This window comes from Thiobacillus sp. (assembly GCF_018780105.1).
In the GTDB taxonomy this organism is placed as follows: Bacteria; Pseudomonadota; Gammaproteobacteria; order Burkholderiales; family Thiobacillaceae; genus Thiobacillus.
The window spans coordinates 160,160-183,089 of sequence record NZ_JADMKC010000018.1 but is presented as its reverse complement, the minus strand read 5'-3'; the positions used below and the strand labels follow the sequence as shown (position 1 = coordinate 183,089).

24 protein-coding genes and 2 pseudogenes are annotated in these 22,930 nt (G+C 57.7%); 12 read left to right on the top strand and 14 right to left on the bottom strand.

Translation table 11 applies throughout. From position 1 onward, the window contains the following. Positions 1–57 precede the first annotated feature (57 nt). Positions 58–717: a hypothetical protein gene (locus IV098_RS11050; protein ID WP_296889064.1), complete on the top strand. Its 660-nt coding sequence runs from the start codon at positions 58–60 to the stop codon at positions 715–717. A 75-nt stretch (positions 718–792) separates the two neighbouring features. Here the strand turns inward: IV098_RS11050 and typA are convergent, their stop codons facing one another. From typA to purT, 4 genes are read right to left on the bottom strand one after another with little or no spacing between them, the layout of a single operon-like run. After that, positions 793–2,619: a translational GTPase TypA gene (typA, locus tag IV098_RS11045; protein WP_296889062.1), complete on the bottom strand. Its 1,827-nt coding sequence runs from the start codon at positions 2,617–2,619 to the stop codon at positions 793–795. A 53-nt stretch (positions 2,620–2,672) separates the two neighbouring features. Then, entirely contained in the window at positions 2,673–3,929 is a 1,257-nt protein-coding gene (locus IV098_RS11040) for a hypothetical protein (RefSeq protein ID WP_296889060.1), read from the bottom strand. Continuing rightward, positions 3,926–4,306 (bottom strand): group II truncated hemoglobin, encoded by a 381-nt coding sequence (locus IV098_RS11035; protein WP_296889332.1) that lies wholly within the window; start codon positions 4,304–4,306, stop codon positions 3,926–3,928. Before IV098_RS11035 ends, IV098_RS11040 begins: the two co-directional genes overlap by 4 nt. A 15-nt stretch (positions 4,307–4,321) precedes the next feature. After that, a complete protein-coding gene (purT, locus tag IV098_RS11030) occupies positions 4,322–5,518 on the bottom strand; it encodes a formate-dependent phosphoribosylglycinamide formyltransferase (RefSeq protein WP_296889058.1) in 1,197 nt (398 codons plus the stop codon). A gap of 502 nt (positions 5,519–6,020) precedes the next feature. Here purT and IV098_RS11025 point away from each other — a divergent pair. Then, on the top strand, positions 6,021–6,431 hold the full coding sequence (locus IV098_RS11025; protein ID WP_296889055.1) for a DUF4279 domain-containing protein: 411 nt from the start codon (positions 6,021–6,023) through the stop codon (positions 6,429–6,431). Positions 6,432–6,802: 371 nt separating this feature from the next. On the opposite strand, the gene ampD is transcribed toward IV098_RS11025, so the two are convergent. Next, positions 6,803–7,363, bottom strand: coding sequence for a 1,6-anhydro-N-acetylmuramyl-L-alanine amidase AmpD (gene ampD / locus IV098_RS11020; RefSeq protein ID WP_296889053.1), 561 nt, complete (start codon positions 7,361–7,363; stop codon positions 6,803–6,805). A gap of 78 nt (positions 7,364–7,441) precedes the next feature. Between ampD and IV098_RS11015 the strand changes: the two genes are divergently transcribed. The 5 genes from IV098_RS11015 (at position 7,442) to IV098_RS10995 (ending at position 10,969) form a co-directional block, all read left to right on the top strand. Next, positions 7,442–7,987 carry a hypoxanthine-guanine phosphoribosyltransferase gene (locus tag IV098_RS11015; RefSeq protein ID WP_296889051.1) on the top strand — a complete coding sequence of 182 codons (546 nt, stop codon included), beginning with the start codon at positions 7,442–7,444 and terminating at the stop codon, positions 7,985–7,987. Between the two features lies 1 nt (position 7,988). Then, on the top strand, positions 7,989–8,750 hold the full coding sequence (locus tag IV098_RS11010) for an S-methyl-5'-thioinosine phosphorylase (protein WP_296889049.1): 762 nt from the start codon (positions 7,989–7,991) through the stop codon (positions 8,748–8,750). 3 nt (positions 8,751–8,753) lie between these two features. After that, entirely contained in the window at positions 8,754–9,476 is a 723-nt protein-coding gene (locus tag IV098_RS11005) for a pseudouridine synthase (protein WP_296889047.1), read from the top strand. Then, the gene (gene def, locus IV098_RS11000) at positions 9,455–9,988 is read left to right on the top strand and encodes a peptide deformylase (RefSeq protein WP_296889044.1); all 534 of its coding nucleotides are present in this window, start codon (positions 9,455–9,457) and stop codon (positions 9,986–9,988) included. The genes IV098_RS11005 and def overlap by 22 nt, the downstream gene beginning before the upstream one ends. 267 nt (positions 9,989–10,255) lie before the next feature. Beyond that, positions 10,256–10,969: a DUF1566 domain-containing protein gene (locus tag IV098_RS10995; RefSeq protein WP_296889042.1), complete on the top strand. Its 714-nt coding sequence runs from the start codon at positions 10,256–10,258 to the stop codon at positions 10,967–10,969. 50 nt (positions 10,970–11,019) lie between these two features. Here IV098_RS10995 and IV098_RS10990 read toward each other — a convergent pair whose 3' ends face one another. From IV098_RS10990 to IV098_RS10960, 7 genes are all read right to left on the bottom strand, one after another. Continuing rightward, a complete protein-coding gene (locus IV098_RS10990) occupies positions 11,020–12,171 on the bottom strand; it encodes a hypothetical protein (RefSeq protein WP_296889039.1) in 1,152 nt (383 codons plus the stop codon). Between the two features lie 59 nt (positions 12,172–12,230). Then, positions 12,231–12,434: a hypothetical protein gene (locus tag IV098_RS10985; RefSeq protein WP_296889037.1), complete on the bottom strand. Its 204-nt coding sequence runs from the start codon at positions 12,432–12,434 to the stop codon at positions 12,231–12,233. Positions 12,435–12,436: 2 nt separating this feature from the next. Further along, complete coding sequence (locus tag IV098_RS10980; protein ID WP_296889035.1) at positions 12,437–12,931, bottom strand: hypothetical protein; 495 nt, start codon at positions 12,929–12,931, stop codon at positions 12,437–12,439. Positions 12,932–13,084: 153 nt separating this feature from the next. Continuing rightward, the gene (locus tag IV098_RS10975) at positions 13,085–13,303 is read right to left on the bottom strand and encodes a hypothetical protein (RefSeq protein ID WP_296889033.1); all 219 of its coding nucleotides are present in this window, start codon (positions 13,301–13,303) and stop codon (positions 13,085–13,087) included. Between the two features lie 2 nt (positions 13,304–13,305). Next, positions 13,306–13,761, bottom strand: a complete 456-nt coding sequence (locus tag IV098_RS10970; RefSeq protein WP_296889031.1) for a hypothetical protein — start codon at positions 13,759–13,761, stop codon at positions 13,306–13,308. Next, on the bottom strand, positions 13,758–13,916 hold the full coding sequence (locus tag IV098_RS10965) for a hypothetical protein (protein ID WP_296889029.1): 159 nt from the start codon (positions 13,914–13,916) through the stop codon (positions 13,758–13,760). Before IV098_RS10965 ends, IV098_RS10970 begins: the two co-directional genes overlap by 4 nt. A 349-nt stretch (positions 13,917–14,265) precedes the next feature. Then, positions 14,266–15,249, bottom strand: a complete 984-nt coding sequence (locus IV098_RS10960) for a site-specific integrase (RefSeq protein ID WP_296889027.1) — start codon at positions 15,247–15,249, stop codon at positions 14,266–14,268. 86 nt (positions 15,250–15,335) lie between these two features. Here IV098_RS10960 and IV098_RS10955 point away from each other — a divergent pair. From IV098_RS10955 to IV098_RS10945, 3 genes and pseudogenes are all read left to right on the top strand, one after another. After that, positions 15,336–15,431: pseudogene (locus tag IV098_RS10955) on the top strand (peptide deformylase); the annotation flags it as partial. A 116-nt stretch (positions 15,432–15,547) separates the two neighbouring features. Next, on the top strand, positions 15,548–15,931 hold the full coding sequence (locus tag IV098_RS10950; protein WP_296889025.1) for a flagellar biosynthesis regulator FlaF: 384 nt from the start codon (positions 15,548–15,550) through the stop codon (positions 15,929–15,931). Further along, positions 15,928–16,149: a hypothetical protein gene (locus IV098_RS10945; protein WP_296889023.1), complete on the top strand. Its 222-nt coding sequence runs from the start codon at positions 15,928–15,930 to the stop codon at positions 16,147–16,149. Before IV098_RS10950 ends, IV098_RS10945 begins: the two co-directional genes overlap by 4 nt. Positions 16,150–16,188: 39 nt before the next feature. On the opposite strand, the gene IV098_RS10940 is transcribed toward IV098_RS10945, so the two are convergent. Further along, entirely contained in the window at positions 16,189–18,741 is a 2,553-nt protein-coding gene (locus tag IV098_RS10940) for a [protein-PII] uridylyltransferase (RefSeq protein ID WP_296889021.1), read from the bottom strand. Continuing rightward, positions 18,738–19,547, bottom strand: coding sequence for a type I methionyl aminopeptidase (gene map / locus IV098_RS10935; protein ID WP_296889019.1), 810 nt, complete (start codon positions 19,545–19,547; stop codon positions 18,738–18,740). Before map ends, IV098_RS10940 begins: the two co-directional genes overlap by 4 nt. 499 nt (positions 19,548–20,046) lie before the next feature. Here map and IV098_RS10930 point away from each other — a divergent pair, with 499 nt between their 5' ends. Beyond that, the gene (locus tag IV098_RS10930) at positions 20,047–20,517 is read left to right on the top strand and encodes a helix-turn-helix transcriptional regulator (protein WP_296889017.1); all 471 of its coding nucleotides are present in this window, start codon (positions 20,047–20,049) and stop codon (positions 20,515–20,517) included. 412 nt (positions 20,518–20,929) lie between these two features. After that, positions 20,930–22,930: pseudogene (locus IV098_RS10925) on the top strand (hypothetical protein); the annotation flags it as partial.

Below are 22,930 nucleotides of genomic sequence, written 5' to 3'. Positions count from 1 at the left end.
GAAGACCCCTGCAACGGATTATTGATATCCTCGGAAAAACCCAGGCAAGGAGTGCCGATGAAGCTGATTCTGTTTACTTTATTGCTGCTGACAGCGGGCATCGTCGCTCAGCGCGTCTGGCGTAATCATGCGCAGCAGGTACGGCTGGAGATGATCCGTGCCTACCCGTTTTCGCAGTCGATGCGGCTGAAATTTCGCGACGTGCGACCCGATCTCGATTCGGCTCAGGAGCAACAGGTATTCGAAGGATTGCGCGATTATTTCATCCTGTGCGCACAGGCGCGGGGCCGCTTTGTTTCGATGCCGTCGCAGGTCGCGGACGATGCCTGGCACGCGTTCATTTTGCACACGCGGGTGTATCAGGATTTCTGCAACAAGGCCTTTGGCCGCTTTCTGCACCACACGCCGGCCGAAGCCATGAGAACGCCGACGCTGGCGACCGAAGGAATCCGGCGGGCCTGGCGCTTGGCTTGCGCATTAGAGAAGATCAATCCGGAGCAGCCGAGTCGCCTACCGCGACTGTTTGCCCTGGATGGCGCACTGTCTATTCCGAATGGTTTTCGTTACGACACGCGCTGCAGACCGGGCTCGGGCAGTTATTGCGCCAGCGATATCGGCTGCGGTTCGGGGTGTGGTGGGGGCAGCGTATCAGATAGTACAGGCGCCGGTTGCGGCAGCGGTGGCGACGGTGGAGGGGGATGTGGCGGCGGGGATTGATCCCGGCAGACAACAAAAAACCCGGCTGATACCGGGTTTTTTGTTTGGCCTGCAGGCGCAAGCGCCAGCAGATTATTAACCGCGATTCGCTTTCTTGCGCTCATGCTCCTGCAGGAAGCGCTTGCGGATACGGATCGACTTCGGCGTGATTTCGACCAGTTCGTCGTCGTCGATGAATTCCACCGCGGATTCCAGCGTCAGCTTGATCGGCGTGGTCAGGCGCACGGCTTCGTCGGTGCCCGAGGAGCGCACGTTGGTCAGCTGTTTGCCCTTGATCGGGTTGACCACCAGGTCGTTGTCGCGGCTGTGGATGCCGATGATCATGCCTTCATACAGCTTGTCGCCGGGCGAGACGAACATGCGGCCGCGATCTTCCAGTTTCCACAGCGCGTAGGCCACGGCTTCGCCGTTGTCCTGCGAAATCAGCACGCCGTTGTGGCGACCGGGCAGGTCGGCTTTCACCGGACCGTAGTCGTCGAACACGTGGCTCATCAGGCCGGTGCCGCGCGTCATGGTCATGAAGTCGGACTGGAAGCCGATCAGACCGCGTGCGGGAATGTGGTATTCGAGGCGGGTACGGCCGTTGCCGTCCGATTCCATGTTGGTCAGTTCGCCGCGACGGCGGCCGATTTCTTCCATCACCGCGCCCTGGGTGTCGTCTTCCAGGTCGATGGTGAGGTTTTCGTAGGGCTCGCACTTCTCGCCGTCGATTTCCTTGTAGACCACACGCGGCTTGCCGACAGCCATTTCGAAGCCTTCGCGGCGCATGTTCTCCAGCAGGATGGTCAGGTGGAGTTCGCCGCGACCGGAGACGCGGAAGATGTCGGCCTCGCCGGTTTCGTCGACGCGCAGCGCGACGTTGACTAGCAGCTCCTTGGTCAGACGATCGCGGATCTGGCGGGTGGTGACGAACTTGCCCTCGGTGCCGGCCAGCGGCGAGGAGTTGACCATGAAGTCCATGTTGAGTGTCGGCTCGTCGACCGGCAACACCGGCAGGCCAACTGGATTGTCCTTGTCGCAAATGGTGACGCCGATGCCGATGTCATCGAGTCCGGAAATGATGATGATGTCGCCGGCTTCGGCTTCGTCAACCAGTACGCGTTCCAGGCCGCGGAAACCCATGACCTGATTGATACGGCCGGTGGCAACCTGTTCTTCGTGGTTCATCACCGCGACCGGCATGCCGGGTTTGATGCGGCCGTTGAGCACGCGGCCAACGCCGAGACGACCGGTGTAGGTCGAGTAGTCCAGCGCGGCGATTTGCAGTTGCAACGGCGCGTCGGGCGAGCCGGGCGGAGTCGGGACGTGCGCGATCACGGTGTCGAACAGGGTCGTCATGTTGTCGGCCGAGCCACCTTGCGAGGGGGCGTCCTTCAGATCCAGACAGGCCCAGCCATTGAGGCCGGAGGCGTAGATGATCGGGAAATCGAGTTGCTCGTCGGTAGCGTGCAGTTTGTCGAACAGGTCAAAGGTTTGATCGACAACCCAGTCCGGACGTGCGCCGGGGCGGTCCACCTTGTTGATCACGACGATCGGCTTCAAGCCCAGCGCCAGCGCTTTCTTGGTGACGAAGCGGGTCTGCGGCATCGGGCCTTCGACCGCATCGACCAGCAGTACCACGCCGTCGACCATGCCGAGCACGCGCTCGACTTCGCCGCCGAAGTCGGCGTGGCCCGGGGTGTCGACGATATTGATGTGGTATTCGCCGTACGTAATGGCGGTGTTCTTCGCCAGAATGGTGATGCCGCGTTCCTTCTCCAGATCGTTCGAGTCCATCACGCGCTCGTCGACTGCCTGGTTTTCGCGGAAGGTGCCGGATTGCTTGAGGAGCTGGTCGACCAGCGTGGTTTTGCCATGGTCGACGTGCGCGATGATGGCGATGTTGCGGAGTTTGCGGGACATGATGACGGTCGGATTACGGAAAACCCGGCATTATAACAGGCTTGTCTGACTTCTTATTGTGTCAGTGGATGCGCGTCGAGCCGGGCGTCGATGCTGGCGATGACGGCTTGATAGCGCGCGCTGCCGACCGGGCCGAAGCGGCGGTCGAATTCTGCTTGCGGCATGAATTCAGGCAGGTCGCGTATATCCGGCAAAAGATCGGCATCGGTGCGGGCGGCGGCGAGTTGCTGGCGGACGCGTGCTGCCGTGTCGCCGGTGGCGCGCTCGCCCAGGCGCACCCCGGCGAGGTCGGCAGCCAGATCGGTGAAGCTGAAGCCGGAACCTTTGCCCGCATCCTCTTCCTCCTTCATCAAGCCGATGGCTTTGGCCAGTTGGCTGCCGCCGTTGATGCTGAGCGCGGCAGACAGGGTGAAATGCTCGGCCAGGTCGCGCCGCCCGTAGAGCGACAACAGCACCGGCGGCGCACGGTAGATCGAGCGGCTATCGCCGGCTAGCAGCCTGGGCAGGCTGACGCCGCCCAGATAGGCTGCCAGCGCGGTCAAGGCCGCACGGTTTTCGATGCGCGGGTCGCCGCCGGCTTGCAGGGCATGCGCGAACAGCGGCGAGACGATCTGCGCCAGCGGAATCTTGCTGCCGTGCGGGTAGGGTTTCAGCAGCACGTTCAACTGCTCGGCATAGACCAGCATGCGCGCCTGGTCTTCCGCGGGGATCAGGAGCTCGACGCTCTTGCGCTCGAGTCGGGTCAGCAATTCGGGATGCCAGCGGTAATCCAGCGTGGCCTGATTTTCGGCAAAGTCCACCCGGGAAAACGCGTCGGCCATCGCGGCATAGGTGGAATCCCGCAACAACTGGCGGTGAAACTGGCGGGCAACCCAGTCGGCCAGTGCGCCCGGCAAGGGCAGGCTGCCCAGTTGCAGGCTCTGGATCTGGATGCCGCCGGGCGCTTCTGCCACTTCGGCCGTGATGTTCAGGTATCGGCCAAACGGATTATCTGGCACGGTCAGGGTGGCTGTGAGCGTAGCCTGGCCGGGCGTGAGCTCGGCGGCAATGCCGCTGACGCGGGGCAGTTTCATCGCGTAATTGAGCACGCGATTGAGTTCGGCCTCGTCGAGCCGGATGCTGTGCAGCATGTCGGGCGTTTGCCGGCGCGGGTCGTGTTTCTGGAACAGGGATTTGATTCCTGCCAGATCCGTGCGCTGAAACTCGGCCGGTGGCTCGATCGCCGGTGCGTTGTCCAGCATCAGCCAGGGCAGCACGGTCAATGCGGCCAATACGGCAAACAGCACGCTCCAGGCGAACAGGCGTCTCATTCGGGCTGGTTGCGCATGAAATCGGCGGTTTGGAAAAATGCATCAGCCAGTTCCTGTTGCATGGCTGCGTCCAGATCCACATCCTGCATGGCGCGCAGCATGCAGCCCATCCACTGGTCGCGCTCGCTCACGCCAACCGCAAATGGCAGATGCCGACGGCGCAGGAATGGATGGCCGAAGCGGTCGACATAATCCGGCGGTCCGCCCATCCAGCCGTTGAGGAACCACGCCAGTTTGTTGCGCGATTCGCCGAGGTCTTGCGGATGCAGCTTGCGGATGCCGTAGTAGTCCGGGTCTTCGTCCATCAGGTCGTAAAAGCGATCGACCAGCCGGCGAATGACCGCGCTGCCACCGATGCGTTCGTAATGGGTTTGCATGTTCATTTGGAAAACTCAGGGTTTCACCGGTTTGACACAGGCGGCTGCGGCCTTGGCGCGTTCGCGCGCGCCATCGGTCGTGGCTGCGGTGGCGAGCGCCACCCCCATGCGGCGGCGGGTGAAGCTTTCGGGCTTGCCAAACAGCCGGATGTCGATACCCGGTGCAGCGAGCGCCTCGGCCACGCCGTCAAAGGCAATGCCGGCCGCGTCCAGGCCACCGTAAATCACCGCAGAAGCGCCCGCTTCGCGCAAGCTCACATCGACCGGCAGGCCGAGTATGGCCCGCGCGTGCAGCTCGAATTCGTTCTGGCGCTGGGTGGTCATGGTCACCATGCCGGTGTCGTGCGGACGCGGGCTGACTTCGGAAAACCATACGACGTCGCCTTTGACGAACAGTTCCACGCCGAACAGGCCGCGCCCGCCGAGATTGCCGGTGACGGCGGCGGCGATGTCCTGCGCGCGCTTGAGGGCAGCAGGCGACATCGGCTGCGGCTGCCACGATTCGACGTAGTCGCCCTTCACCTGCACATGGCCGATGGGCGCACAGAAATACGTTTCAGTCTGCCCCTCGCGATTGCGCGCCCGCACCGTCAGCAGCGTGATTTCGTAGTCGAAGTCGATCACGCCTTCGACGATGACGCGGCCCTTGTCCACCCGCCCGCCGCTGGCCGCATAGTCCCACGCAGCTTGCAGTTGGCCGGTCGCGTCCACCCGCGACTGCCCCTTGCCGGAGGACGACATGACCGGCTTGATAATCACCGGATAGCCCAACTTTTCTGCCGCTGCGCGCATGTCGGCCAGACTATCGGCAAACACATAGGGCGAGGTCGGCAGCCCCAGCGTCTCGGCGGCCAGCCGGCGGATGCCTTCGCGGTTCATCGTCAGATTGGTTGCACGCGCAGTAGGGATGATTTCTGCCAGACCCGCTGCTTCGATTTCCAACAGGGTTTCGGTGGCGATGGCCTCGATTTCTGGGACCACCAGATGCGGTTTTTCTGCTTCGATCAGTGCGCGCAAAGCTTTGCCGTCGCTCATGTCGATCACGTGTGCGCGGTGCGCGACCTGATGGCCGGGCGCATTCGCGTAACGGTCCACTGCAATGACCTCAACCCCTAGCCGCTGCAGGGCGATGATGACTTCCTTGCCGAGTTCACCTGCGCCCAGCAGCATGACGCGGGTGGCGGAGGGCGAGAGCGGGGTGCCTAGACGCATGGGGGGAATCCTGATGTTTGGAGGAGGGATTTTAACGTGGGTGGGGGGTGTTTCGTTGGGCTGGGGGTCGTTGGCCGGGGGTAGCCCGGCGGCTAGTCACTTTCTTTTGGTTTCGCCAAAAGAAAGTAACCAAAGAAAAGGCGACCCCGCTCATCCCCGAAACCCCGGAAATTGAGCCTGCCGGGTGGGCGTCAAAGAACTCGCCCCGCTTTTGTAATATTGATTGATTTTGTGAGCGGGGCTTCAGACACCTTTGCCGCTGATCCACCCGACAGGCTCAATTTTCGGCGGGGCTGAGAGGGGGAAGGTCAAAACCAGGGCGGTGATGACTGGGCGTTTGTGGTTATTATTTGGGCATCATATCGGCTCATTAGGCGAACTGGTTACATGGTAATTTTGCCGCTGGATTAACGTTGGATCTAACGAAAATGGCTCAGCTCTCACGCTCCCGAGCTTCACTGCGTCTCTTTGGCGATGACCTCCAGCCTGAAAAATTTCCAAGTTGCTTGGGTGCGCACCAACGAAAGCATGGTTAAAAGGCCATGTCGAAGTAAGTATGTCCGGACGTGATTTCGTCAAAAAAGCTGGTGGCTGGCTCCTGCATGCAAGTGACACTGAGCCAGAAAACTTGGATGGCCAAGTTTCAGAGTTGCTCACAAAACTCACAAGCGATCTAAGAATATGGTCCGCGCTGGCGCAGCGCTTCCAAGTAGATTTGTTCTGCGGGTGGTTTATGGAGGGCTCTAATGAAGGCGTTTCCATTTCAACAGCAACAATGCGTGCCCTCGGAGAACGCGGTATTGAGCTGTCTCTAGACATCTATGGTCCCGACAGCAAGAGTGAGCTTGAGTCAGTATCGGCCCAACCAGGTGCTCAAGACGACGGTCTCGCTGCCGGCGGACAAGCAGCTTAGCCTGCGTAGGGCGTATAGCCGCAGTGCCGGATGAGTGAAGTTTAAATAGTAACCACAAACGTCTCGTTACCACCGCCTTGGTTTTGACCTGCCTCCCCTCTCAGCCCCGCCGGAAATTGAGCCTGTTGGGTGGCTCAGCGGCAAAGGTGTTTGAGCCCCGCTCACAAAAAATCAAATTAAAAACAGCAAAAGCGGGGCGAGTTCTTTGCCGCCCGCCCGGCGGGCTCGGTTTCCGGGGTTTCGGGGATGTCGGGGTGCGTTTTCTTTGGTTACTTTCTTTGTCGCATTGACAAAGAAAGTGACTAGCTGCCGGGCTACCCCCGGCCAACCAGCCGTCGCCAAGTAATAGCACCACAATCAGGCCAAACGTCTCAAGCGTCCAATCCCCGCACCCGTTCCCACTCAAAACACACCCCCGGATCCGTCTTGCGCCCCGGCGCAATCTCGCTATGCCCCACCACCGCCCGAATCGGATAAGCCTCTTTAATCGATTGCAGCAACGGGATCAGGCTGGCGTACTGCGCTTCGGTAAAGGGCTGATCATCCGTGCCTTCCAGCTCAATGCCGATGGAAAAATCATTGCAGCGTTCACGCTCGCACCAGCTCGATACACCGGCATGCCAGGCGCGCAGGCCACACGGCACAAACTGGATCAGGCTGCCGTCGCGGCGGATGAAAAAATGCGCCGACACCTTGATACCGCGGATGCCCTGGTAATACGGATGCGCGTCCCAGTCGAGCTGATTTAAGAACAGCTCGATCACCGCATCGCCGTCGAACACGCCGGGCGGCAGCGAGATGTTGTGGATGACGATAAGCTCGATGGCCGTGCCGTCAGGACGGGCGTCGCAGTTGGGCGAAGGCAGCTGGTGGGCGCCGACCAGCCAGCCAGCGGCATCGAAACGGTCAGGTGCGAAAGGAGGAGCAGGCATGGCTCAAGCTTACCCGACCCGCGCATGCCCCGGAAACTTCGCTTAGACTTCCGGCTTTCGTCGAATTACGAGTCCGTCATGTCTCCGCTTGAAGCGCAACAACTGCTGGAGGGTGCTGAATGCATCGTGCCGGAATCGGATGTGCAGGCTGCGCTGGATCGTCTGGCGGGCGAAATCGCCCTGGCCCTGGGTGAGGCGTTTCCGCTGGTGCTGCCGGTGATGGGGGGCGCGGTGGTATTTGCCGGGCAGTTGCTGCCGAAGCTGGACTTTCCGCTGGAGTTCGATTATCTGCATGTCACCCGCTATCGCGGCAAGACCCACGGCGGCGAGATCGAATGGAAGGTGTTGCCGGGACAGAGCGTGGCGGGCCGCCATGTGCTGGTGCTTGACGATATTCTGGACGAGGGCGAAACGCTGGCGGCGATCCGCGACAAGCTGCTGGAAATGGGCGCCGCCCGGGTGTGGTCGGCGGTGCTGACCGATAAAATCAATGGCCTGGACAAACCGATCCGGGCCGATTTCGTGGGACTGGAAGTGCCCAACCGCTACGTGTTCGGCTGCGGCATGGACGCTTACGGGATGTGGCGCAATCTGCCCGCCATTTACGCTTTAAAGGATAAATAAAATGTTGGGAATCATCGGGGGAACCGGGCTGACGCAGCTCGCCAATCTGGAAATCACTCACCGCAAGGTGGGCCGCACGCCTTACGGCGAGCCGTCCGGCGCGCTGACTTTCGGCCATATTTGCGACCAGGAAGTGATTTTTCTGGCACGCCACGGCTACGGTCACACGATCCCGCCGCACGAGGTGAACTACCGCGCCAATCTGTGGGCTTTGAAGGAGCATGGGGTGGACCGCGTGGTGTCGGTGGCGACGGTAGGCGGGATTCATCCCGAACTGCTCCCCGGCATGCTGGTGATCCCGGACCAGATCATCGACTACACGCATGGCCGCGCCTCGACTTATTTTGTTGGTGGCGACAAGCCGGTAACTCACCTCGATTTCACTTTTCCCTATTGCGGCGCCATGCGCGCTGCCCTGTTGCAGGCCGCGATCGACGCCGGCATCCGGCTGCGCGACGGCGGTGTGTATGGCGCGGTGCAGGGCCCGCGTCTGGAAACAGCCGCCGAAATCAACCGCATGGAGCGCGACGGCGCCGACATGGTGGGGATGACCGGCATGCCGGAGGCCTACCTCGCGCGCGAACTCGATCTTTGCTATGCCGCAGTGGGTGTGGTGGTCAACTATGCGGCAGGGCGTGGCTCGTCGGCCGACGGCATCCAGATGGAAGAAATCCAGGCGGTGCTGGGCGAATCGATGCTGCAGGTGCGGCACCTGCTTGAGCAGGTGGTGACCAACGACGCCGCATCTGCGTGCGCGGTCTGAATCATGTGGCTGGCGCGCGCGTTGCAATCGCAGGGGTTTGGTTCACGCAAAGGTTGTGTATTGCGGGTGCGCTCGGGCGCTGTCTCGATCAACGGCGTGGTGTGCGACGACCCCGAACACGAAGTGGATCCGGCCGGTCTGGAACTGACCATAGACGGCGTGACCTGGCCGTATCGTGAAAAGGCTTACGTGCTGCTGCACAAACCGGCCGGCTACGAATGTTCGCAAAAACCCAAGCATCATCCCAGCGTGTATTCCCTGTTGCCGTCGCCGCTGATCGAGCGCGACGTGCAATGCGTGGGGCGGCTGGATCAGGACACCACCGGCCTGCTGCTGCTGTCCGACGATGGTCAGTTCATACACCGCATGACTTCGCCGAAGAAAGGCGTCGCCAAGGTCTATCGCGCCACCTGTGCCGACCCGGTGACCGATGCCGCGCTGGCTGCCCTGCGCAATGGCGTGCTGCTCAACGACGAACCCGCGCCGATTGCGGCGCTGGCGTGCGAGGCGCTGGATACGCACACCCTGCAGCTGACCCTGGCGGAAGGCAAATACCATCAGGTCAAACGCATGATCGCCGCCACCGGCAACCGGGTGGAACGCCTGCACCGCGTCGCCATCGGCGCGTTTTCCCTGCCCGCGACGCTTGCACCCGGCAGCTGGTGCTGGCTGGAAGCCGCCGACCTGCAGCAACTGGAGACCCCATGGCCATCCGCGAAGTCCTGAAAATGGGCGATCCGCGCCTGCTGGCCCCGGCTTTGCCGGTGGAGGACTTTGCGTCTCCCGAACTCGCGCAGCTGATCGTCGACATGCACGACACCATGCGCGCGTTGAACGGCGCGGGGCTGGCTGCACCGCAAATCGGGGTGGGGCTGCAGGTGGTGATATTTGAAGTGGCGGCGAATCCCCGCTACCCGGACGCTGAAAGCGTGCCGTATACCGTGCTGATCAATCCGCTGCTCACGCCGCTGTCGGACGAACTGGAAGACGGCTGGGAAGGCTGCCTGTCGGTTCCCGGCATGCGCGGCCTGGTACCGCGCCACACGGCCTTGCGCTATCAGGGATTCGACGCCGCGGGACAGCCCGTCGACCGCAGCGTCAGCGCGTTTCATGCGCGCGTGGTGCAGCACGAGGTCGATCATCTGCACGGCGTGCTGTACCCCATGCGGATACGCGATCTGCGCTACTTCGGCTTCACCGATACCCTGTTTCCCGGACAGAACCTGCAGGACGATTGATATTAATCAACTACTTAGCTAGGTTCCGACGAACCCATACAGACAGACAGCCGAAGAGCTTATCTATGCCTATATGTAGAAAACCATAGCACAGTTGGCACAGAATTGACACGGAATTATTCTGTAAGTGTTTGAAGACAAAGGGTTATCAGGAAAATGCAGGTATGGGGGGCAAGGGGGGTGCCGGCCTGTGCTGTATATATTGCAATCGACCCCTAATTTTTCTTACAGAAATTCCTGAACCAATGCTACTAGGACTCACCAGAAGTGATTCTGAGCGACTTAAACCGCTGGGGGTACACTACCCTAGCAACGAAAAACAACGAAAAGAAAAGGGGTGGGGAAATGATTACAAGAACAGTGCTGTTCGTTGGGGCTTTAATGCTTGCTGGAACTGCTAATGCTGCCCTGCATGATCGGGGTAGTGGTCTGATCTATGACGATGAGCAGAACATCACTTGGTTGCAGGATGCCAACTACGCCAAGACTTCTGGGTATGACGCTAATGGCGTTATGGTATGGAATGAGGCTATGGTTTGGGCTTCAAGCCTTAGTTATGGTGGCGTGAGCGGGTGGCGACTACCTACAACGACACAGCCTGATTCTGGGTGTGCAAGCCAATTAGCAGGGGGTCAAGGGTACGGGGGCGGCTGCACAGCAAGTGAGCTAGGGCACCTGTTTTACCTTGATCTGGGTGGCGTAGATGGTCAGTCAATTGTGACCACGCACAATGCCAACTTCAATTTGTTCCAGAATATCCAAACTGAGTTTTACTGGTCTGAAACGGAATACAACGCAAGTCAGGCATGGAACTTCTACATGACCAATGGCTATCAGTATGCGGATAACAAATTTGAGCCAAACAGTCGATACGCTTGGGCTGTCAGGGATGGTGATGTAGCTGCTATCCCTGAACCTGAAACCTACGTCATGTTCCTAGCCGGACTTGGACTAGTTGCTTACCGTACCTTTAAAAGATAACCCGTTAGTAATGGAGGGAGGATCACCAAGACCTTCCGACTAGATACCTGTTACTTAATAGAAGGATGTATCAGAAAGATATTGTAGAAAGCTTCGTCCATTGCTTCGCGTAGTTCCATCACGTATTTCTCACTGACGATAAACGAATCGTGGATAGGCAAACAAGCTATGCCTGCTTCAGTCATCCGCTTAAGGATTCTTTCAGCTAGCCACGCATCTGTATTCTGTAGCGTCATCCCGAACCCCGGATTGTAGAAGCTGTCCTTAATGGCTTCGTGCTTCTGTTCAATCATGGAAAGCAACAACTCAGCTCCCTTGATGTGAAACTCAGACCGTACTGTTCTCAAGGCATGTTCCCGGTCTTTGCAGTTGAACAGGACAAGAAATGCTCTCTTTACGTCGCTACGTTCACACCCATCAATAAGATAGGGGTCTTCCGTTAGTGGAATGCCTTTGAAGGCGTAAGCAATCGTCGGATGAATCGCCACGTAATCCAGTTCGACAACTGGCCCTTTTTGCAGCAGCAGCTTTAATCTGTCCTGCTTCGGCATGTTCTCCCAGAATCCACCGTAAAACCTTCCGCCACCTTCATTAATGCTGTCACCTTGGAAAATCCGTTTAACAGTGATGGCTGTCGGGTCTGCCACTCCCCGTAGATCAACCGCTTCCGTGTTTATGTCAGATTGTCGAAGGAAGGCGTTATAGATATGCAGGTCATTCCGCATTTCATCGGTGAATCTGTCATCTGTGTAGTCTATTTGCCGTTTGTCTTTGTCCCGAAGAATGATTACTTCTTCTTCTGGGGCTTCCGGGTCGCGTTCAATCTTCGCAATATCAAATCCGGTAAGAAGCTCTAACAGCTTTTTGGTTGCCCGGATTCGGGTTTGAAATCCTCTGCCTTTCTGCTTATCGAAGAACCCCCGCTTCTCTTCGATGTAACCAAGCTTCGCTAGGTCATCCAGCACACCCATTAAAAGGGCATGTTTAAGATAAAGCTTTCTATATCGGGTTTCCTGTCTGTAATCGGTTTCGTTGCGGCTCACCATCCGCCATGGTGATGGGTAGTAATTCGCGGCCACCCACAAATCAAGAACCAATACATCTAGATGCTTCTTTACCCGTCCTGCTTTCCTGAGTTGTTGATTACGTCCCACCCTCAGTGCAACTACCTCCCCAAACAATCCAGCCAACTGCTCAGCCATTGGGGGGTAATCCGTTTTCCTGTGAACCTGTAGCGGAATCGCTTCGCGTAGGTCGTCACTCAAAGTTCTTCGTCCTCTTCAGTACCTGGGTGTAGCTCTTTCCAATGTGCTGCCAGCATTTCCGGGGTTAGGTAACTTTCGTCTTCACCCGGCCACCACTCATCATGAAGCTGTTCTATCTCTTCTTCAGGGACAGCCGTGCTAACAACAGGCTTTGCTTTAAACAGCGCAGCATCCCGCGCCTCTCTGTATCGATCATCCATTTTCAATGTATCCCCATAACAATATGATCCGGGAACAGTTCGTAGGGCAAGTCTACAAATCCATTCCCAAAGTGTGCTTTATTCAGAATCTCAGGGTATGCAACCAACTGAGCACCACAGCTTTTCAAATCTATAAGACATGAGCACATTAGTTGTCCCGGTTCGTCGTCTGCTACGCTGTACAACAAGTAGTCGGCATAGTCAGCACTTTGGGCCATCACCTTTTCCAACTCAGATAAGTGCCCGTTTTTCTTTGATGTACGAAGGGTGAAACCTTTTCGCCAATAGTCATGGTCGGATTGCTTTCTTACCCGATAGGCTAGCTTTAGACGCGAAATATCGATATACGTATCGACGCCGGATATTGCATCCTCAGCGTAGGTAGGCGGCGTGAACACAACGCTGATGAGGTTCTTCTCCAAAAGCAGCCCACACGCTATTTGATTCTGCTGAGGTAGGTATGCGTCAGCCCAATTGCGGGACGTTTGATAACTCATACCCATCGACTCCGCGTAGTACCGCTATGCTTTTGGATGGGTAAGTCCTTCGCCTTCAATGACAGCAGAACAAGCCGAAGCTGTTCAATGGCGCTGCTATCTAATCGAAAGGTGTGTTTAATTTTGGCTAGTAATTTCTCTTCTTCGGTAATCTCAGTTGGGGTGTTTTTCATAGGGGGAAATTTTTAAAGTAAAACGGGGGACAATCCCCGCTTGCTGCATGTATCTAGAAATTGCTGTCTGGTTCCACGGTTTACCATTTGATGGATTGGGAATCTCACGTTCGTTAAGAATTGTGGCTATCCCATGCTGCCCAAACGACCGGGCTAGCAAGGCCACCAACGGAATAAGATATTCATCGTTGGCGCTCACGATCATTTCCCTTTCAGATGAAACGCTAGCCCAAGTTGCGCTTTATCCGTCTTCATCTGGCGTTGCACCTCAACAGACCAGTAAGCTGGTGCATCATTACGCTGAAGCTCAGCATAGAAAGATTTGTTGCGAATAGGGGTACGAAGTACCTCAGCAATCCGCGCTTTTTCTGCCTGCATAATTTCATTCATGCGTTGATATTTAACTTCGGCTACATAAGCTTCCCGGGCACTACGGATACGGAACTTTTCCGCCATATCCTTTGCGTTTAGCAACATGCCTGCCCAGTCAGGCTCCCCGTTATTAACTGCCTTTGTCTGGTGAAACGCACTTGCATTCTTGGCTAGCTTGTCGCGGGTATCAATCTTCGGTGCAGGTGGCTCTTCAACTTCGGGTGTGGTGAAGATGGATGGTTCTACCGGCTGTCCGGTGAGGGGGTCGTATTCGTATTCGCTCATGATTGTTTCTTCTCCAAATCTTGTTTTTGTTTTAGTGCTGCTTGCTTCTCTGCTTCAATTTCCTCCGCCTTGCGCTTCATGGCAATAAAGGGAATTTGATCTTCTTCGGTTAGGGGAAGCCCAACCATATTTTTTAAGTTGTTACCAAAGTTCATTATTTTATTGACTCCGTCTATTTCATGTGTAATAATTCCAAAAGATATGTCTAAAAGGCGTAATCTTTTCTACACAAGCTATTATTATAGCACGTCTGATTAGACTTGTCAACAAATATTTTTATTATTTTTCGATGCGGTTGTCTTAATTTGTTTGTTGATAAGAATGGCAATCAGGCTGTATCCCTTTAAACAAGCCATTCTTGCTATATTTTGTATGTGGGAACTTGGGTTAGGATTCATTGCAGAAAGACAATTGCAATAATTGACGGCTAGGGTAGTGTGGGCCGCATGAGTTAAACCCCGTAGCGGCCTTCCTAGTGAGCCTAAACAGCATTCCTGAAGGTCGTCAGACCGATGAGGCCTGCCTATTCATTTTTCGTAGAAGGTCTTCAGGCTTCAGGTGTGTGTACCGCTTTAAATGTTGAAGGGTCTTGTGCCCTGACACCGCCGCGACTTCCATTACATTCATGTCCCGCTCAAATAGACGGCTTACAGCTTCATGGCGTAAGTCGTGCCAATGAAAATCCTCAATCCCTGCTTTCTTTAGTGCAGCTTCAAAAGCACTACGGGGGAATGTTCGGAACAGTCTTCCAATTCCCCTTGGGGGTAGAACAGCTAAAGCCTTTTCTGTAAGTGGAATAATTCGACCGTCACCGTTTTTGCTGTCATCTTTCTTTATGACCGACCGGGAAAGGTCAATCTCAGACCACGTTAACGAAACAATTTCCCCCCGCCTCATAGCCGTTTCAAGCGACAGAACAACCATTGAATATAAGTGGCGGGTTCTTGATTCGCTACATGCAGTAAGAAGACGTGATTCCTCATCACCTTCTAATCGCCTTGTGCGGGCATTGTTCACAGTGGGCTTGCGTATTGATTGAATTGGATTGACCACAGACAGTCCCCATTCCTGTATTGCAATGGTGAACAGGTGAGATATGACACCCAGTTCTAGACGTACCGTGGCTGCAGCTGCCTTCGCTTCAAGGCGCTTGTCCCGATATGCAGCAAAGTCAGAAGGTTTGAGCGAAGCGATGGAACGACACGCCAAGTCAGATCGAAGCCATTTAGCAATCCGGTTATCTTCCCTGATTGCCCCTTTCTTTTTGGGGGTGACTTCACGCCGGTATCGTTCAAGGGCACTGGCTAGGGTTGTAGCTTCCGCTTCGCTACGATCTACCCATACACCGCGATCTAATTCTGATTCAGTGATTCTTCCCCACTTATCGGCGTCAGCTTTATTGATGAATGTTTTAGTGATCGTAGGTGATCCACGACGAATGATTCTTACGTTCCACTTACCGGATGGAAGTTTGCGAATTGAAGCCATGATTTACGCCCCTGTTGGCACGTAGTTGACATATCAAGGTCGATCATGGAACTAAAGCCCTGTTTCTATGGGGTTTATTCCAGACTCTGCACGGCGTGCTGTACCCCATGCGGATACGCGATCTGCGCTACTTCGGCTTCACCGATACCCTGTTTCCCGGACAGAACCTGCAGGACGATTGACCCGGTTTTGTGTGTGCTGGCACGCATTTAGCATGCCTAAAGTTGTGTAGGGCATTGCCGCTAACTTGAAGCGTAACCGTGGGCAAGGTGCCCCGGCGCAAGCAGCAAGGACAATAATGAGCGCGCAAAATTCGACCGGACAAGCTCGGCATCGTGTTCACCCATATGAAGGGATGATCAGCGAGGTGGCGCAGCTGGACAACATCGCGATCCGGCTGCTCAAAGTGCAGCAGCAATGGAACGACCCCAACCGTGTCAGCCAGCTGGCCGATGTTCTGGCGGCCAGTCGCGAAGTCTGGCATGGCATTCAAACCGCGCTTGCAGAAAACGCTCTGGCGGTTCCGCTGGAAGTGCAGCACAACCTCCTGATTCTCTCGGTCTATGCCGACGGCAAGATCAGCGCCTGCGAAGCCGAACCCAGCACCGAGGGGGTAGGCAGCCTGGCCGCGCTGACGCGCACGCTGGCAGGGAGCCTCAAGGAATGGCGGGTAGCAGCATGAAAGCGACCCAATCGAATGAAATGAAGCGGGAAATCAGTCTGGCCGATGCGACCGTGGGCGGCGGAGTGCGACCGGGGCGCAGCGGTACCCGCGTGAAAACCGGGCTGGACCCGAAAGTCAAAAAACCGGCCGAAGGCACGCGCAAGAAAGCCCCCCCGGCGCGCAAGGCGCCGACGCGTGGCCGCTATGTGGATGAGTACGCCAGTCCTGCACCGTAATTCCGCCGCGGTCGCCTGACCCCGCATTACTGCAAGGTATTACTGCAACACGCCGAGTATTTCCGCTTCCAGCGCCTGCACGCTGGCAGGCGACTGCAATACCTCCCCCCGCACCAGAAACGTATCTTCGACGCGCTCGCCCAGCGTGTCGATCCTGGCGGCATAGACGCTCACCTCATGCCGCATCAAAACCTCCGCTACCGCAAACAGCAAGCCGCCGCGGTCGGCACAGGTGATGCTCAGCATATGGCCTCGGCCTTGCGCGTCGGCTTCCAGGCGAACCGTGGCCGGGTAGGGGTGGTGGCGCTGGTGGCGCGACAGGCGGCCGCGCGGCGCGGCCTGCATCGGGCGCGCGGGGTCGAGGTCGCGCGCAAGTTCGTGTTCCACGTAGCTGAGGAAATCGCGGTAATGGATGCCGCGGTTGGCCAGATCCATCACCTGAAAACTATCCAGTGCGTAGCCATGTTGCGTGGTGTGGATCTTGGCTTCGAGGATGGTGTACTGGATGCGCGCGAAAAAGCCGCAGATGCGGGCGAACAGGTCGGGGCGGTCGGGCGTGTAGACCAGCACCTGGATGCCTTCCCCCACCGGCGACAGGCGCGCCTGCACGACCGCATCCGGGGTATGGGTGCGACGCCACAGCATGCGCGCCTGCCAGGCGATGTCGCGGACCTCGTAACGCACGAAATAGCGTTCGTCGAGGTGTTGCCACAGCGCATCGGCTGCACTGTTGGGCAGGCCGTAGAGGGCGAGCCTGATGCGTGCCTCGGCCTGCTTGGCGGCGATGCCGGCCATGGCCTGGGTGCCGCCTGACAGGCTGGCCAGCGTGGCGTGGTAGAGATCTTCCAGTAGCTTGCCTTTCCAGGCGTTCCAGACCTTGGGGCTGGTGCCGCGGATGTCGGCCACGGTCAGCAGGTAGAGCGCGGTCAGCCGGCGGCTGTCGCCCACGCGTGCGGCAAACGCGGCAATCACCTCCGGATCGCTGGTGTCCTCTTTTTGCGAGGTGCGCGACATCACCAGATGCATGCCCACCATCCAGGCGACCAGTTCGCTGTCGGTCTTGTCGAGCCCGTGATGGCGGCAGAACCGGCGCGCATCGACCAGCCCGAGCTCGGAATGGTCGCCGCCCCGGCCTTTGGCAATATCGTGAAACAGCGCGGCCAGATAAAGCAGTTCCGGCTTGTCGAACGACTGGATCAACCGGCTGGCGAGCGGAAATTCGTGTGCCAGTGCGGGCACCGTAAAGCGCCGCATGTTGCGCAACACCATCAGGATGTGTTCATCCACGGTGTAGATGTGGAACAGGTCGTGCTGCATCTGCCCGACGATGCGGCCGAACGCCGGGATATAGCGCGCCAGCAGGCCGAACCGGTGCATCGCGCGCAGCGCCCGGGTAATGCCTAGTGGCTGCCGCAGCAGCGTCATGAACAGCGCGCAATGTGCAGGATCGGCGCGGAAGGCGGCATTGATCTGCAGGCTGCCGCGCCACAGCGCACGCAGGGTCGTGGGCTCGAAGCCGTCGACCAGCGGGTGCTGCGCGTAGACGATGAAAATGCGCAGCAAGGCGTCGGGCTTGCGCTCGAACAGTTCGGGATCGCGCGCTTCGAGCAGATTGGCGCGCAGCAGGAAATCGGCGTCGATCGGCTGCGGCGGCGCGTTCACCGGAAACAGTCGCACCCGCAGCGACTGGATCAGGATGTCGTTGGCGCGCTGGATCAGCTTGGCTGCCCGGAAATACGTCTGCATCAGGCGTTCGCCGGCGCGCTTGTGCGCCGTGGCGGCGAGCCCCAGCCGTTCGGCAAGTTCGGTCTGGTAGTCGAAGGCCAGGCGGTCGTCGCGCCGCCCGGCCAGAATATGCAGATGGATGCGCAGCGCCGCCACGCTGCGTTCGGCTTGCGCAATGCGGCGGGCCTCGGCGTGGGTCAGCAGTCCAGCACAGGCCAGGCCATTCCAGCCGCCGCTGATGCCGCACGCCTGCGCCAGCCAGTGAATCGTGTGCAGATCGCGCAGCCCGCCCGGACTGTCTTTCAGGTTGGGTTCGAGCTTGTAGGCGCTGTCGTCGAAGCGGGCGTGGCGTGCGCGCTGCTCGGCCAGCTTGCCGTCGAAAAACGGCTGGGCGTCGAAGCGCGCCTGGAAAGCGCTTTCGAATTGGCCGAACAGGGCCTGGCTGCCCCACAGGAAGCGCGCTTCCAGCAGGTTGGTTTCCACCGTGATATCGGCGGCCGCCTCGGCCACGCAGGCCTCGACAGTGCGCACGCTGTGGCCGATTTCCAGCCCGATGTCCCAACATGCCTGCACCCAGTTTTCCAGCGTGGCCTGTTGCGCGGCGTCGGGCTCATGTGGCAGCAGCAGCAACAGATCGACGTCCGAGCCGGGGAACAACTCGCCGCGCCCGTAGCCGCCCACCGCGGCGAGACAAAAGCTGCCGGGCAGCGCCAGCCCGGCGCAGATGTCCGCCAGCACGCCGTCCACCAGACCGGCGTGGCGCGTCAGATAAAGCGAAACCGCGGGTTTTTTGAGATACGCCGCAACCAGCGCCGCGCGGCGGGATTTCAGCCGTTCGCGCAGGCCGGCAAGCAGCGGACGGTTCACACCGCCAGACGCGAGAGATCGGGGACGGCCGGGCTGCCCGCCGATAGCGTCATCACCTCGAACCCGCTGTCGGTGACCAGCACCGTGTGTTCCCACTGCGCCGACAGGCTGCGATCCTTGGTCACGATCGTCCAGCCGTCCGGCATCTGGCGAATATCGCGCCTGCCCGCATTGATCATCGGCTCGATGGTGAACGTCATGCCGGTTTCCAGCAGCAGACCCGTGCCGGGCTTGCCGTAGTGCAGTACCTGCGGGTCTTCGTGGAACCCCCGGCCGATGCCGTGGCCGCAGAACTCGCGCACCACGCTGTAGCCGCTCTTTTCGGCAAAACGCTGGATCGCGTGGCCGATGTCGCCCAGCCGCGCGCCGGGTTTCACCTGATGGATGCCGATCCACATCGCCTCATACGTGATCTGGATCAACCGCCGCGCCTGCGGCGTCGTCTCGCCCGCAACGAACATGCGGCTGGTGTCGCCGTGCCAGCCGTCCTTGATCACCGTAATGTCCAGATTCACGATGTCGCCGTTTTTCAGCACCTTGTCGCTCGGCACGCCGTGGCAGACCTGATTGTTGATCGAGGTGCAGATGGATTTGGGGTAAGGCACATGGCCGGACGGCGCGTAATTCAGCGGCGCCGGGATCGTGCCCTGTACGTTCACCATGTAGTCGTGGCACAGCCGGTCAAGCTCGCCCGTGGTGACGCCGGGTTTGACGAAGGGGGTGATGTAGTCGAGCACTTCCGCGCCAAGGCGGCCCGCAACGCGCATGCTTTCGATTTCAGCGCCGGTTTTGATGGTGACAGTCATGGGGGGAATTGCGAATCAGTAAAGCCGCATTCTAGCGCGGCTGCCGGGTAGGCAAACAGATGACGCGTTGATGCGTGTGTGGCGGAAGCCGTAATGGGGGGCGAATTCTTGCGGGACCTGTAATTCAAATAGCTAGTGGGCGGCGTCATTTCCATAGGGAATGCTCGCAACAGACAAGCCCGCAAGCTTATGGATCATGGACGGATTAATGCACGCTTCATACAGCAGACATCGATTTCGATATAGATTTCGGGAAAAATAAACTTATTTATCAATAATATCAATAAGATATTGATGTATACAACTAAAGTTGTATAGACAAATCAAAAGACGTTCTTGCAGAGTCCAGCAAATCCCTAAGTGCAGCACTTGGGGATTAATAAAAGCAGGGGGAGTCCATGCATCGCATACGTACCAATCACCGCGTGGAAAACACGCGGGCCGCTCAACGTGTCCATTGTCCCTGCAACTTTTATCGGTTGTGCGGAGAGCACTACCTATGAGCAAGGAGAAGAATAACAAGCCGAAGTTGCCTCGTTTAGTTGGTTCCGGCAATGAAATCGATAAAAGCCTGGATGCAGGAATGAAAACCATCGGGCTGACATCGCGCGAGATACAGATTCTGCGGCAACTTGCCCAGGGTAAAGGCGACAAGAAGATTGCTATCGATCTGCTGATAAGCGTCAAGACAGTCAACCATCACGTCAGCAACATCATGCTCAAGCTCAACGCAACAAACCGAACGCATGCGGTCGCAAAGGCGCTGTTAGCCAGGCAAATCGAAATACGAACCACCGATATCCCCGCCCAACTATGTAACAGACGTATGGGTGACCGGGACAAAATGAGCAAGGGGGATGTTGCCAACATGATGCAGGTGGATGTGGGGTATCAGATACCAAGGCACGTAGAGGAAGCTTTGCCCCGGCCTGCGTCCGTAGACACCATTCAATCACTGGCTGCGATATAGGTAATCTTCCCGATGTGGGGGCGAGGATAGCTGGGTAGAGTGCAGACTCAACTGAGTCTTTACTTGGACTCTTGCTGGAGGCAGTAGCCCACCCTGGCGATGTGATGTTGAGGGTGGACGTTTGGTGGGAACAAAGTCTGGAATAGAAGGCAGATAAGAATGATTCAAGCAATGGGTAGGGCGGGCGAGGATTAAATCAAACTGACCGCGAGAGTGGCTACACCGTTGCCAATTTGATTGTAACGCTCTGAAACTACCCTCTCAATTGATTAATCGTGTCTGAACTGACCCTATTTATCCCGCCATTTATCCATTAGTGCCGTAAGCGATTTTTAACTAGACGAACAGTATTGAGGCCTGACCCCGATGCATGCGATGCACTCGGTATTTATTTCGCGATAAGGAGAAAATGATGGCTTTGGGAAGCATTTATTCATACGTTGGCAAAAATAGTTCAGTTACTGCAAGCCCAGATGGAACCGTCAGTTTTTCAATCAAAACCGGGCCAATCAGTAATGACGTTTCTGTCAGCCAAACAAGTGACGGCTTGGAAATTACCAGTGGAAGCGCCAGCGCTTCTTATGGCTCAGAGACTTATGGGAAGGTGAAAGTATCCGGGGGCACCACAACGACCACAGCCCCCGATGGAACGGTTACTACCACAGGTAATGGTATTACCATCGGATATAGCAATAAGGCTGGCGGGTTGGGGGTGGGGATAAATATCAAGTCTGGTCCCATGGTGCCTCACCCAACAGATCCTCACGCTGCGCCAATCCCTTCTGCAACAATCACACCTGAGATGAGTATCGGGGGTATCAAAATAAAAGGGGATTCGGTAAACATATCGCCGGATGATATTTTTGACCCTGAAGCAGGTGGACCTTGGGGCGGAGGGCTCCTTGGCAACGCTTACAACAAACTACGCCACCGTGATCGCGATATTGATGCAGCCGTGGACGGTAATTTAACCGCCGCCACCAACTTTCGCCAACCAGTCGACCCCCTCACCTTCGACCTCGACGGCGACGGCATCGAAACCGTCGGCATCAACACCGCCGCCCCCATCCTCTTCGACCACAACGGCGACGGCGTTAAAACCGCTACCGGCTGGGTTGCCCCCGACGACGGCTTCCTCGTCCTCGACCGCAACAATAACGGCACCATCGACAGCGGACGCGAACTCTTCGGCGATTCCACCTCCCTGGCCGCAGGCGGCAATGCAGTCGACGGCTTTGCTGCGCTGGTGCAGGAAGACACCAACCTTGATGGCAAGGTGAATGCGGCAGATGCCCGCTTTGCCGACTTGCGCATCTGGCGCGATCTTAATCAGGATGGTGTCAGCCAGGCAGGAGAACTCTCGACCCTGGCCGCGCTGGGCATCGCCTCCATCAACGTCACCAAGACACAAAACAGCACCCTGCTGGGCAACGGCAACGTCATTGCCGACCTCGGCACCTACACCAAAACCGACGGCAGCATTGGCACCCTCGGTGACACCGCCCAACTGGGTGACGTGAATCTTGCCTCGAACAGCTTCATCAGCCAGTTTACCGACAGCGTACCGATCACCGCCCAGGCTGCTGCCTTGCCCGACATGCAGGGCAGCGGACAAGTGCGCGACCTGCGCGAGGCTGCCAGCCTGTCTGCTTCGCTGGTAACGGCGTTGAGCAGCTATGCAGCCGGCGCCACCCGAGACGCACAGATCACCCAACTCGATTCTCTGCTCAAAGCCTGGAGCGACACCAGCACCATGGCCACCACCGCCACCGGCGCCTACGCTGGGCATGCGCTGACAGTCAATTTTGCTGGGATCACCAGCGGCAGCGCGGCGTATCAGGCATGGCTGGACAAGCTCACCGTTCTTGAGCGGTTCAATGGCCGCACCTTCCAGACAGTGCCCACCGGCACCGCCCCGGTCACCCTGAATATCAGCAGCGGACAGATGAACCTGCTGAATCAGAGCTATGCCGCCTTGGAGAATTCGGTCTATGGCGCGCTGGTGTTGCAAACGCGATTCAAGCCGTTGATCGAGAGCATCGGCCTGGTGCTGACGGCGGATGGGATTGAGCTGGATTTCAGTGCGGTGCAGCAGACATTGCAGACACGGATCGATACCAGTGCTGCGGATGGATTGAAGGATTTGATTGATTTCAATCGATTTAGCGGGCTGTCGGGAGCTGGGTGGGATGGCTGGACAATGTTGGGAAATGCGATGAGTAACGCACCCGGCACGGTAGTCGATGCGGTATTGGATGAAATGAAATTACGCGTGTCAGCTAATTTCAATGGTACGGCTGGAGATGATTTCGCATTTGCCACAAATGGCAATGACTATCTCAGCGGCAACGCAGGCGCCGACACGCTGTTTGGCCAGGACGGCACCGACACCCTGAACGGCGGTGCGGGTGCC